This is a genomic window from Algoriphagus halophilus, from assembly GCF_041729275.1.
Lineage (GTDB): Bacteria > Bacteroidota > Bacteroidia > Cytophagales > Cyclobacteriaceae > Algoriphagus > Algoriphagus halophilus_A.
In genome coordinates this window covers 1,454,205-1,466,413 of sequence record NZ_CP146486.1, presented here as the reverse complement: position 1 = coordinate 1,466,413, position 12,209 = coordinate 1,454,205, and the positions used below count along the sequence as shown (strand labels likewise).

The 12,209-nt window shown below is 38.7% G+C and carries 10 protein-coding genes and 2 pseudogenes; 5 read left to right on the top strand and 7 right to left on the bottom strand.

The features are described from left to right. The first annotated feature begins 46 nt into the window (after positions 1–46). Positions 47–406, top strand: a complete 360-nt coding sequence (locus V8V91_RS07870) for a DUF4296 domain-containing protein (RefSeq protein ID WP_373399602.1) — start codon at positions 47–49, stop codon at positions 404–406. Then, a complete protein-coding gene (locus V8V91_RS07865; RefSeq protein WP_373399601.1) occupies positions 406–2,793 on the top strand; it encodes an endonuclease MutS2 in 2,388 nt (795 codons plus the stop codon). The genes V8V91_RS07870 and V8V91_RS07865 overlap by 1 nt, the downstream gene beginning before the upstream one ends. Before the next feature lie 25 nt (positions 2,794–2,818). On the opposite strand, the gene V8V91_RS07860 is transcribed toward V8V91_RS07865, so the two are convergent. From V8V91_RS07860 to V8V91_RS07835, 6 genes are all read right to left on the bottom strand, one after another. Continuing rightward, the gene (locus V8V91_RS07860; protein ID WP_373399600.1) at positions 2,819–3,199 is read right to left on the bottom strand and encodes a hypothetical protein; all 381 of its coding nucleotides are present in this window, start codon (positions 3,197–3,199) and stop codon (positions 2,819–2,821) included. A 161-nt stretch (positions 3,200–3,360) separates the two neighbouring features. After that, a complete protein-coding gene (locus V8V91_RS07855) occupies positions 3,361–3,981 on the bottom strand; it encodes an ATP-binding cassette domain-containing protein (protein WP_373399599.1) in 621 nt (206 codons plus the stop codon). A gap of 2 nt (positions 3,982–3,983) precedes the next feature. Next, complete coding sequence (lpxA, locus tag V8V91_RS07850) at positions 3,984–4,763, bottom strand: acyl-ACP--UDP-N-acetylglucosamine O-acyltransferase (protein WP_373399598.1); 780 nt, start codon at positions 4,761–4,763, stop codon at positions 3,984–3,986. After that, positions 4,760–6,154 (bottom strand): bifunctional UDP-3-O-[3-hydroxymyristoyl] N-acetylglucosamine deacetylase/3-hydroxyacyl-ACP dehydratase, encoded by a 1,395-nt coding sequence (locus tag V8V91_RS07845; RefSeq protein ID WP_074225009.1) that lies wholly within the window; start codon positions 6,152–6,154, stop codon positions 4,760–4,762. Before V8V91_RS07845 ends, lpxA begins: the two co-directional genes overlap by 4 nt. An 8-nt stretch (positions 6,155–6,162) precedes the next feature. After that, on the bottom strand, positions 6,163–7,215 hold the full coding sequence (gene lpxD, locus V8V91_RS07840) for a UDP-3-O-(3-hydroxymyristoyl)glucosamine N-acyltransferase (RefSeq protein ID WP_373399597.1): 1,053 nt from the start codon (positions 7,213–7,215) through the stop codon (positions 6,163–6,165). Between the two features lie 16 nt (positions 7,216–7,231). Beyond that, positions 7,232–8,464, bottom strand: coding sequence for an HD domain-containing protein (locus tag V8V91_RS07835; RefSeq protein ID WP_373399596.1), 1,233 nt, complete (start codon positions 8,462–8,464; stop codon positions 7,232–7,234). Positions 8,465–8,523: 59 nt separating this feature from the next. Here V8V91_RS07835 and V8V91_RS07830 point away from each other — a divergent pair. From V8V91_RS07830 to V8V91_RS07820, 3 genes and pseudogenes are all read left to right on the top strand, one after another. Then, positions 8,524–10,079, top strand: a pseudogene (locus V8V91_RS07830) (PglZ domain-containing protein). Positions 10,080–10,087: 8 nt separating this feature from the next. Then, positions 10,088–10,519: a tRNA (adenosine(37)-N6)-threonylcarbamoyltransferase complex ATPase subunit type 1 TsaE gene (gene tsaE / locus V8V91_RS07825; RefSeq protein WP_373399595.1), complete on the top strand. Its 432-nt coding sequence runs from the start codon at positions 10,088–10,090 to the stop codon at positions 10,517–10,519. Then, a pseudogene (locus V8V91_RS07820) lies at positions 10,509–11,717 on the top strand (alanine dehydrogenase). Before tsaE ends, V8V91_RS07820 begins: the two are co-directional and overlap by 11 nt. 1 nt (position 11,718) lies before the next feature. On the opposite strand, the gene V8V91_RS07815 reads toward V8V91_RS07820, so the two are convergent. Continuing rightward, positions 11,719–12,192, bottom strand: coding sequence for a response regulator (locus V8V91_RS07815; RefSeq protein WP_074225003.1), 474 nt, complete (start codon positions 12,190–12,192; stop codon positions 11,719–11,721). Between the last annotated feature and the right edge of the window lie 17 nt (positions 12,193–12,209).

Genomic DNA, 12,209 nt, shown 5'->3' with positions numbered 1-12,209 from the left:
ATGAAGGGTGAAGGAAATTTCAGTTAAAAAACCATAATTTTACATCGTGAAACGATTACTACTAATTTGTATAAGTCTACTTTTTGTAGCCTCTTGCTCCGAAGATGAGAAACCAGAGGGTTTGTTGAGTCAGGATAAAATGATTAATGTCCTGATTGATATACAGATAACGGAGGGGATCGCCAGTGCAATACCAGTAGCCTATGATTCTTCTGAGGTTTTATACAAGCTAATGGAAAAAGAAGTCTTCAAAAAACATCAAGTAGAAGATTCAGTTTTTACTCAAAGCCTCCGATACTACCTGCAATACCCAGGAATCATGGATAATATGTATGCCCAGATTTTAGATTCGTTGGCGGCAAGAGAAACAATTGGGATTAAAAAAGACGAAGGAGAGATTTTCTAATGATATACCCCTCTAATTTAGAGCAAAAAATAAATTTCGGAAAGGTCAAGGAATTGCTAAAGGAGGAATGTACCTCTCCTTTGGGAATGAGTTATGTAGATAAAGTTTCCTTTTCCTCAGATCACAAATTGGTCGAAAAACTCCTAGACCAAACAAATGAATTTTTTCAGATCTTGGTTTCAGGGGAAGTTTTTCCTTCCTCCAATTTTACGAATCTTTATCCTTTTTTAGAAAAAGCCAAATTAGAAGGCGCGTTTCTAGATCAGGAGGATTTTCATGAAGTGAAGTTGGCACTATATACCTTGAGAGGATGTATTTCATTTTTTAAAAAATTCGGAGATGAATATCCAGCCCTTAGTCAACTCTTAGGCTTATTGGTTGATCTAGATTTGGGCTTGTTGAAATCAATAGAACAAGTAATCGACGATAAAGGGAAAATCAGGAGTAATGCGAGTAGGGATCTTCAATTGATAAGGAATCAGATCATCTTTGAAGAAGGAAGGTTAAGAAAAGTGATGGAAAGAATCTTTAAAGAGGCAAGGGCCAAAGGGCTAACTCCTGAAGATTCGGCGATGACCATCCGTGGAGGTCGAATGGTGATTCCAGTGGCAGCAGAAAATAAGAGGAAGTTACGAGGCTTTATCCATGATGAATCTGCAACGGGCCAAACGGTCTTTATGGAGCCGGAAGAGGCCTTGGATATCAATAATGAAATCCGGGATTTGGAATACATGGAGCGCCGTGAGATTATCAAAATACTCACGACTCTAACTGATAAACTGAGACCTGCAATCCCAGCCTTAAGGAAAGCGACAAATTACCTAGGCTTGATGGATTTTGTCAGAGCCAAAGCAAAATTTGCTCAGAAAACAGAAAGTGTCAAACCTGAGATTACCAAAGAAAGACAACTGACTTGGACCAAGGCAAGACATCCTTTATTGGAAATGGCATTGAAAGGTCAAGGGAAGAAAATCATTCCTTTGGATGTGAAATTAGGTGGACATGAGCGGTTGTTAGTAATTTCAGGACCCAACGCAGGAGGTAAGTCTGTTTCATTAAAAACGGTCGCTTTGCTTCAATATATGTTGCAATGTGGTTTGTTAATACCTGTCCAGCCTGACTCAAAAAGCTCGCTCTTTGATAATTTCTTCATTGATATAGGAGATGAGCAGAACCTTGAAAATGACTTGAGTACGTATAGCTCACACTTGATGAGTATGAAGCATTTTACTCAATTTTCAAATAGGAAAACCATCCTCTTTATTGATGAATTTGGAACAGGGACGGAACCTCAGTTTGGAGGAGCGATTGCTGAATCCATATTGCTGGCTTTGAATAAATTAGGAGCCTTTGGTATTGTGACTACCCATTATGGAAACTTGAAACAAATAGCCAATAAAAACCAAGGTCTGGTAAATGGAGCCATGCGCTATGATGTAGATAAATTGGAGCCAATGTACCAATTGGAAATAGGAAAACCCGGGTCTTCTTTTGCATTGGAAATTGCCTCTAAAATCGGGATATCCAAAGATATTCTTCAATATGCAAAAGATAATATTGGAGAAGAGCGAGTGCGCTACGATAGATTATTGACTCAGCTTGAAAATGAGAAGAATCAATACACCAGCTTATTGGCAGATGCCAAAGCGAAAGAAAGGTTGCTCAAAACCAGGCTCAGAGAATACAATGAACTGAAAGAAACCTTAGAGCTCACAAAGAAGCGATATATTCAAGAGGCCAAACAGGAAGCCAAAGCATTATTGGATCAAACCAATAAAAAAATTGAATCTACTATCCGTCAGATAAAGGAAGACAAAGCGGATAAAGAAGCCACTAAAAAGATCAGAAAAAAACTCGAGACTTTTAAAGAGGAGGTAAAGCCTGAGAAGATGGCCATTAAAGATCCTGAGATTGTGGTGGTAGGAGGTAAAATCTCCAATGGAGATTGGGTCAGGTTAAAAGATAATGGAGCGATTGCTCAAGTGCTTCAGGTGAGAAATAAGGAAGTGGAACTTTCAATTGGAGAGTTGAAATCCAATGTCAAACTTTCCCGATTGGAGAAAATATCACAAACTCAGGTGAAGAAGGAATTGAAGTCATCTTCCAAAAGAAGTGGGTATAATACCAACGAGAAACTCATGGATTTTTCTCCAAACTTGGATTTGAGAGGAAAAAGAGGAGAAGAGGTGCTGTCTATCATCCAGACATTTATTGATGAAGGATTTATGTTTGGGGTCAAAGACCTAAGGATCGTTCATGGAAAAGGTGATGGAATCCTGAGGGATATTACCAGAAATTTATTGAGATCCATGCCTCAAGTTGCGAGGTTGGAGGATGAGCATCCTGATCGTGGTGGTGCTGGCGTAACCTTGGTGACCTTAAAATAGGAAAGGAGCTTTTTAGCTCCTTTTTTTAATCCTTCAAAAGATCGAATTCGTAGGTTCCTGCAATGGCTTGGACCCCATTGATTCTAGCTCCTGGTAATGGAATAGTAAAGATTAAAATGAGGCGATCACCATTTCGGGTAAAAGAAATCTCTCTACCTGAGACAGGTTGAGATCCGGTCAAAATAATTTTGTCAAAATTACTACCAGCAAAAGACCAAGTTCCTGCATTGTCAAAAATGTCATTATTGTTTTTACTGGTATATGTTTTTGCAGCAGTGTTGGCACTCAAATTCAATTCAAAGTTTTGATACAGGTCGGTAACCAAGTTGCCATCCCTTTTCACCGTTCCACCACCGGCAATCACCCAATTTATTCTACCAGTTTCTGTTAATGCTTCAATTGCCAATTCCTCCGCTGTTTTTGAGGAGGGGTTGGTTCGTCATTCCAACAAGCTTGAGCGAAAGCCGCAATAATTAGAAAGGATAATAATCTTAAATAGTTGAATTTCATGAATTGAATAGTTCCTTCTTAAAAATTAAATATACACAAGTATCCCAAAAACTAATCTTATTTGTAGTCCTCTAGTTTTATTTTTTGTGTACAAAACTCATATTCTCGAGGTTCATTGGAACAAACGAAAATTGTTCGATCCGATTTATAGGTGTCGATCAAATTTTGGTACCATTCAATTCCTTTTTTATCCAGGTTGGAGGTAGGTTCATCCAAAAAAATCAAGGGAACTTCCGAAAATAATGCGATTCCGAGTTTCACTCTTTGTTTCATTCCCGAAGAAAACTGAGCGATTGGTTTCTCAGCATGTTGTTCCAAATACAGGGTGGAAATGATCTTTTCTACCGTGAAATTGGAAATCATGTTTTTGAACTTGAAATGAAATTTCAACAGCTCTTCCAGAGTGAATTCCTCTGGCAGCTCCATGTACGGCGCTGCAATACTTAAATAAGAAAACCAATCAGATTCTGAAATCGATTGGTTTTCATAGATATAATTCACTTTTCCTGAGGTAAGGGGAATGGCCCCACTGATGCATTTGAGCAAGGTGGATTTACCAGAACCATTGCTTCCAGTGACAGCCAAAGATTCACCTGATTCTAATGTTAAATCCAGGTTTTTAAAAATCCATTCATATTGAAATCGCTTTGTAGCCTTTTCAAGTTGGATTTTAAACATGATTAATTGATATAACCTTTCATGACCCCGCGTTCGGATGAACGGATGAAGTTCAGGATTTCATCCCGCTCCTTGGTAGCAGGTAAATTGATTTCAATTTCTTCTAAAGCTCTGCTGTTATTCATGCTGTTCAGGAATAAATACCTGTATACTTCCTGAATATGCCCTATAGACTCACTGGAAAAACCTCTTCTTCTTAATCCAAGTGAATTGACACCTGCATAGGAAAGCGGTTCTCTCGCAGCTTTTGTAAATGGAGGCACGTCTTTTCTAACCAAAGATCCTCCAGAAACCATGGAGTGCATTCCGATTTTCACAAATTGATGAATGGCACTGGAACCTCCAATAATAGCCCAATCATCTATAGAAACATGACCTGCGATTTGTACGGAGTTTGCGATGATTACATGGCTGCCCAGAACACAATCATGAGCTACATGTACATAAGCCATTAATAAGCAGTCACTTCCGATGACGGTAGTTTGTTTATCAACTGTTCCTCGGCTGATCGTAACACATTCTCTGATGGTTGTATTATCTCCAATTATCACCGTTGATTCTTCCCCCTGAAATTTTAAATCCTGAGGAATTCCTGCTACTACAGATCCTGGAAAAATCTTACAGTTTTTACCAATTCTTGCACCAGGGAAAATGGTCACATTCGGGCCAATCCAAGAGTTATCACCAATGGTCACATTTTCATGGATCATGGTGAACGGATCCACCGTTACATTCTTTCCCAAATTTGCTTTTGGGTCTACGTGGGCCATTGGGCTTATCATGATTCTTTTCGGGTTATGCTGGCTGTCATAACTGCTTCACAGACCAATGTGTTTCCAACATAAGCCTCTCCTCGCATCTTTGCAATGCCTCTTCTAATAGGAGCCAAAAGTTCGCATTTAAAAATAAGGGTATCTCCCGGTAGCACCATTTTTCTAAACTTACAGTTTTCAATGCCTAGAAAATAAGTCCAATAGTTTTCTGGATCTTCTACTGTACTTAATACTAAAATTCCACCTGTTTGAGCCATGGCTTCTACTTGCATGACTCCTGGCATCACTGGGTTGCCTGGGAAGTGTCCCATGAAAAAAGGCTCGTTGATCGTGACATTTTTTACCCCAGCAACTACTGTTTCATCTAAGTAGATGATTTTATCCAATAGCTGGAAAGGATATCTATGAGGCAAAATATTGCTGATCTGATTGATGTCCATTACTGGAGGCAGCTTTGGATCATAATGTGGTATATGAGAGGAGCCGGACTTTTCCATAGCTCTTTTCAATTTCTTAGCAAAAGCGACGTTTGCAGCATGGCCTGGTCTAGCAGCTAAAATCTGCGCTTTCAAAGGTCTACCAACTAGTGCCAAGTCACCTACTACATCAAGCAGCTTGTGTCTAGCAGGTTCATTACGGTATCGAAGATCCACATTGTTCAAAATGCCTTCTTTTTTCACTTCTACCTTCTGCTTATTAAACATCTTGGCTAGATGTACTAATTCTTTTTCTTCTACCACGCGGTCCACCACGACGATGGCATTATTTAAATCTCCCCCTTTGATTAAGTTGGAATTATAGAGCATTTCTAATTCATGGAGAAAACAGAATGTTCTACAGGAAGCAATCTCAGGGATGAATTGACTGATATCAGTGATAGATGCATGCTGACTTCCCAACACTGGAGAGTTGTAATCCACCATTACTGTGACCCGGTAATTATCAGTTGGCAAAGCCACCATTTCCACCTCTCTAGAAGGGTCTTTGTATTGAATGCTTTCTTCTACCTCAAAGAATCTTCTCAAAGCATTCTGCTCTTCTAATCCAGCATCTTGTAAGACATCGATGAATTGAATTGAAGATCCATCCATAATCGGAGGTTCTGGACCATCTAGCTGAATCAGCACGTTGTCAATTTCCATGCCGACCAAAGCGGCCAGTACGTGTTCAACAGTATAAACTCGAGCACCATTTTGCTCCAAAGTAGTACCTCTAGAAACGTCTACTACTAAGTCGCAGTCAGCATCCACAGTAGGTCGACCTTCTAAATCAACTCGTTGGAACTTAATTCCATGATTTGGTGGGGCTGGCAGGAAAGTCATATTGGAAATTACTCCAGTATGAAGACCTACTCCGGATAGTTCCACCTGCTTTTTGATGGTATGTTGTTTTACCTTCATCTGATATTTTAGACTTTCAGGATGATTAAGGGTGCAAATTTACGGCTTTTTTCCAGTTCTCTTAAACGGTTTTGAATGTCGTCTAAGTTTTTGAAAACAGAATAAGATTTCAGGAAGTTTTTCATATCTATTCCAATATACCCAAAAACTGTTTCCCCTGCTTTTTTGATAGATTTTATTACTCCTGTATTAGCTCCAATCGTGGTTTTATCCGCGATTTTGAGATGCCCAATGATTCCTGCTTGTCCTGCAATTACGCAGTTTTTTCCAATCTCAGTCGATCCTGAAATTCCTGCTTGGGAAGCGATCACAGTATTTTCACCGATCACCACATTGTGTGCAATCTGTACCAAGTTGTCGATTTTAACACCTTTTTTAATAATGGTTGATCCCAAAGTGGCGCAATCAATCGTAGTGTTTGCTCCAATACTCACATGATCTTCAATGATCACATTTCCGATTTGCGGAATGGGTTTATACGTTCCATCGGGTTGAGGGGCAAACCCAAAGCCATCGGAACCGATCACTACGCCAGGATGAATTTCACAATTACTTCCGATTTCAGTTCCTGAGCAGATTTTTGCACCAGGATGAATAATGGTGTTGTCTCCGATTTTTACATTGTCACCAATAAAAACCTGTGGATGAATCTTGACCCCTGATCCGATCTTGCAAAGTTTTCCTATATGTGAAAATGCACCCCTGAATCCATTCTCGCCCATTTCCGAGCTTGAATCCATGTAAGAAGGCTCTTGAACTCCTACAAGACTCATTTTGGAAAATTGACTATAGGCTTCGAGTAATGTGGTAAAACCCGTATAGGCATCTTTTACCCTGATCAAATTGGTCTTGATCTCCTTGATAGGAGTGAAGTTTTCTGAGACGATTACAGCAGTTGCCTCTGTATCATAGATATAAGACTGATATTTTTCATTGGAAAGGAAGCTGATTCCGCCTTCTTTTCCTTCTTGGATTTTATCTAGTCTATATACTTTTTGGGTTTCATCCCCTTCTACTTTTCCCTGAAGGATGGCGGCCACTTGACCTATAGTGAATTCCATATGCAGGTTGGACAATTTAGAATTTTAAATTTAAGCTTTTGGCTTTACATACATAGTGTTTCTCGACGATTTTGCTCATTACCTTAATATTTGGTAAGTCAGCAGCTTGAGCCACGTCAATTACCTTGCCTTTTTTGGTCAAAATGTTAATTCGATCTTTTGCTAGGTATCCATAATTACTGACTGCTCCATGGGAGAAGAAATACTGGATGTCTTCCCCAGGGATGCCCAGTTTGTGAATGGTCTTTAATTTCATTTCCTCAATTTCCTCATTTCCAAACTGCTCATTTGTTAAGGTGATTTTGAATAAATCCCTGGTCAAAAACATATTGGAAATATTTCGAAGAACATAATCTGGATGTCTCTTCCAAAGTTTTACAGCTCCCCAAATGTCCAAGTCATCCATTTCCAGAAACTTTTTCAAGGTATCAGGATTCTTCTGGAAATCTTCCACTGAATTTTCATGTTGCAAGAAAAAATCAAACTCCTCTGTAATGGTGAAATTCATGCCTGATTTTCGAAGCATTTTTGCACGTTCAATCAATTTGATCAACATCTTTTCAGCACTTACTGTGGTTTTATGGAGGTAGACCTGCCAATACATTAACCTTCGTGCACTTAAGAAGTTTTCTATGGAATAGATTCCCTTTTCTTCGATGACCACTTGATCATTTTTTACGTCCATCATTTTGATGATCCGATCTGCCCCAATCGTACCTTCTGAAACCCCGGTAAAGAAACAGTCCCGTTGTAAGTAGTCCAATCGATCTATGTCCAATTGGCTAGAAACTAGCTGATGGAAGAACTTTCTTTCGTAAGTATTCTTAAATATTCTTAAAACTAGATCTAGTTTTCCATCCAATTCCTGGTTCAGAAGTTCAATGATGAGCAAGGATAATTGTTCATGCGGCACTCTTTTTAGCAGGCTATACTCCAATGCATGGGAAAATGGACCATGTCCAATATCATGCAATAGAATGGCAATTAAGGCAGCTTCATATTCTTTATTCGAAATTTCTGTTCCTTTTATGCGTAAATTATCCAGCGTTATGCTCATCAGATGCATGGCGCCGATGGCATGATGGAAACGAGTATGAAGAGCTCCTGGGTAAACAAAGTCAGTCAAACCCAGCTGTTTTATTCTCCGTAACCTCTGGAAATAGGGATGGTCAATAATGGTAAAAATTAACTCGCTTGGGATAGTGATAAATCCGTAAACCGGGTCATTTAGTATCTTTTGGCTTTTCAATTGGCCCTAATTTGATTGACTCAAAAGTAATTATAATTTTAGAAGAAAAGGAAACTCTAATGTCTCAAAAGTTTAATATTCTATGGGCGGACGATGAAATCGACCTTCTCAAACCACATATTCTTTTTCTGGAGCAAAAAGGATATCAGATTACTACGGTAAATTCTGGAGTGGATGCCATTGATGAAGTGGAAGCTCAAAATTTTGACGTCATTTTTTAGATGAGATGATGCCTGGTATGACAGGCTTGGAAACCTTGCAGCAAATCAAAATCATCAAGCCCCAAATTCCAGTGGTGATGATTACCAAATCAGAGGAAGAGCACATTATGAATGATGCCATTGGTGGTAAAATTGCGGATTACCTGATCAAACCTCTAAATCCAAATCAGATTTTGCTTTCAGTAAAAAAATTGTTGCAAAACAAACAGTTGATCGATGAAAAAACTACCCTGAATTACCAGCAGGAGTTTATGAAAATCAGTATGGCTTTTGGTGATGCACAAGATCATAATGATTGGGCTGATATCTATAAGAAGTTGATTTATTGGGAGATGCAGATTGATTCTACTGAAAATAAAAGTATGATTGAGGTGCTGGAAACTCAGAAAACTGAGGCGAATGCTTCCTTTGCCAGGTTTATTAAAGACAACTATTTGGATTGGATGGAGGAACAGAACAAAGACAAACCTCTTTTGTCCCACCAAGTCTTGAAACAAAAAGTGTTTCCTCAGGTCAAAACTGGCAAGCCCTTGTTTTTGATTGTAATAGATAATTTGAGATTGGATCAATGGGAAGACATTGAGCCCTTATTGTCTACCTATTTCAACGTGGAGCAAAAGGATACTTATTTTAGCATTTTGCCTACCACAACCGCGTTTGCAAGAAATGCACTCTTCAGTGGAATGATGCCGATGGATATGGCTAGATTTTACCCAAAACTTTGGGAGGATGAAGATTCAGACGAAGGGAAAAATAATTTTGAGGAAGACTGGTTGAAAATCAACCTGGATAAAAACAGGTTGCCCATCAAGTCTTCCTATCATAAAATCTTACAGGCTAATCAAGGAAAAACTGTAGTGGAACAATTCCATCAGTTACTCCAAAATGATTTGAATGTCTTGGTCTATAATTTTGTGGATATGATGTCCCATGCAAGGACTGATATGAAGATGATTCGGGAATTGGCCCCTGATGAATCCGCATATCGATCTATTACTAAAAGTTGGTTTGAGCATTCTTCTTCTTTTGAGTTGTTCAAAAAAATACAAGCAGCTGGGGCAGAGGTAATAGTCACCACCGATCATGGTACAAAACGGGTGAATAGGCCCTATAGAATTATTGGAGATAAGAATGTGACCACAAATTTGAGGTACAAGCAAGGGAAAAACTTTAATTTTGAAGGCGGGAAGGTTTTTGAAATTAAAAGACCGGAAGATGCAAAACTTCCTAGGTTGAATGTTTCATCCAGTTATGTATTTGCAGTAGAGGATTATTTCTTTGCCTATCCCAATAATTACAATTATTATGTGAACTTCTATAAAGATACTTTTCAACATGGAGGTGTATCTTTGGAAGAAATGATCATTCCGATTGTTCATTTGTCACCAAAATAATAGATCAGTTGATTCAATTTTCATATGGGAAGGAGGCTATTTCCAAAGCTGCAAAGAAAGTAATCGAAATAGCAGGTTCTGAAAAGGTTTGGGTGTTTAAAGGGGAGATGGGAGCCGGTAAGACGACCTTTATCAAAGCCTTGGCAGAGCAGTTCCAAATACAAGATCAGATCAGCAGCCCTACCTTTGGAATTGTAAATGAATATCAAAATGATTCGGGTGAAGAATTTTATCATTTTGACTTTTATAGACTCGATGATCCTACCGAGGCATTGGATATCGGAATAGAAGAGTATTTTTATAGTCAGAATTATTGCTGGTTGGAATGGGCTGAAAAAGTTGCTGATTTTCTACCAGATCAATATTTTCTAATCAAGTTAGAAATTCTTTCTGATTCAGAAAGAAAACTCACGCTTCAACACGTTAACGATGTCAGCTGAATTAAGTGAACTGTCTGCAGTAGGTTTAATACCAAAAGAATCGCCATCAAAAGTTAGAAAAGATTCAAAATCTATCACGATTGGGATTCCAAAAGAGGTTTCTAGCCAGGAAAAAGAGTGGTCCTTACTCCTGAGGCAGTAGGTATACTTTCCAATAATGGGCTAAGCGTAATTTTAGAGACAGGTGCAGGCTTGCAGGCAAAATTCTCCGATCAGGATTATTCAGATGCCGGTGCTAAGGTGGTGTATTCAAAAAAGAGGCCTTAGCAGCTCAAATTGTTTTAAAAATCGATTCTCCTACACTAGAAGAAGTGGAGGATATGAGCCTAGGGAGTTGCTTGATCTCTGCATTGCAACTTGGAAGACAGAGTAAAGAATTCATTGAAGCCTTGAATTCAAAAAAGATCACTGCCGTCGCTTTTGAATATTTGGAAGACAAAGTAGGAGGGATGCCAGTAGTCAGGGCAATGTCTGAAATCGCAGGAAGCACTGTCATGCAAATAGCTGCAGAGTATCTTTCCAGTGTCAATGATGGGAAAGGTTTGATCATGGGGGAGTAACTGGTGTTCCGCCTACTCAAGTAGTGATCATTGGGGCCGGTACAGTAGCTGAATATGCTGCTAGGACTGCCTTGGGTTTAGGAGCGAATATCAAGGTATTTGATAATCATATCTACAAATTGAGAAGGATCAAGCAGTTGCTGGGACAGCAAGTCTATACTTCCACCATTGATAATTTCAGTTTAAGTCAAGCCATGGCAGAGGCAGATGTGGTGATCGGTGCGTTAAGGGCCGAAAAAGGCAGAAATAAAATTGTGGTCAGTGAGGAAATGGTGGCGAACATGATGCATGGAAGCATTGTGATAGATGTAGGAATTGATCAAGGCGGTTGTATAGAAACATCAAAAGTGACCAGTCATGATGACCCTATCTACAGAGTCCATGACATAATTCATTATTGTGTTCCTAACATTGCATCTAGAGTCGCGCGTACTGCATCATACTCTTTAAGTAATATTTTTACGCCAATTATTTTGCAGACAGCAGATCTTGGCGGAGCAGAAGAAATGATATTTAATTACAAATGGTTTTTGAGAGGAGTGTACACCTATCGTGGAAGTCTAACAAATGCTTATTTGGGAAGAAAGTTTGGACTTTCCCACAAAGAACTTCAATTATTACTGGCAGCTCGTTATTGATTTAAGAAAGCAGGTTTTGTCTAAGAAGGAACTCAAGCTGTTCATTGGCTTTCAATAAGGCCTCAGTTAACTTTTCATTTTCTCTTCTGAGCGTATACATCTCAAAAGCATTTTTGATGACAGTTCTTAAATAATCTTCCTCCCAAGGTTTAGTTAAATAATGATATACTTGGCCTTTGTTAATTGCATCAATAACTGCTTGTATATCAGTATATCCAGTTAATAAAAGTCGAATTGGTTTTGGGTAAATAGGGATGATACTTTCTAAAAATTCAACACCAGTTTCCTCTGGCATTCGTTGATCCGTGATAATCAAATCAACTTCTTGTTCTTTTAATATTTCTCTTGCTTCTTTTGCTGAGATAGCTAGAAATATTTTATAATCTCTTCGGAATGTTGCTTTAAATGCCTGAAGATTATTTTCTTCATCATCTACATAAAGAATTTTTATTTTTTCTTCACTTCCAGTTTCCATAAGGCATCTATAACTGT

Coding starts and splice junctions, on each gene's coding strand:
- V8V91_RS07865 (WP_373399601.1), top strand. CDS start 406: ATGATATACCCCTCTAATTTAGAGCAAAAAATAAATTTCGGAAAGGTC.
- V8V91_RS07855 (WP_373399599.1), bottom strand. CDS start 3,981: ATGTTTAAAATCCAACTTGAAAAGGCTACAAAGCGATTTCAATATGAA.
- lpxA (WP_373399598.1), bottom strand. CDS start 4,763: ATGATAAGCCCAATGGCCCACGTAGACCCAAAAGCAAATTTGGGAAAG.
- V8V91_RS07845 (WP_074225009.1), bottom strand. CDS start 6,154: ATGAAGGTAAAACAACATACCATCAAAAAGCAGGTGGAACTATCCGGA.
- lpxD (WP_373399597.1), bottom strand. CDS start 7,215: ATGGAATTCACTATAGGTCAAGTGGCCGCCATCCTTCAGGGAAAAGTA.
- V8V91_RS07815 (WP_074225003.1), bottom strand. CDS start 12,192: ATGGAAACTGGAAGTGAAGAAAAAATAAAAATTCTTTATGTAGATGAT.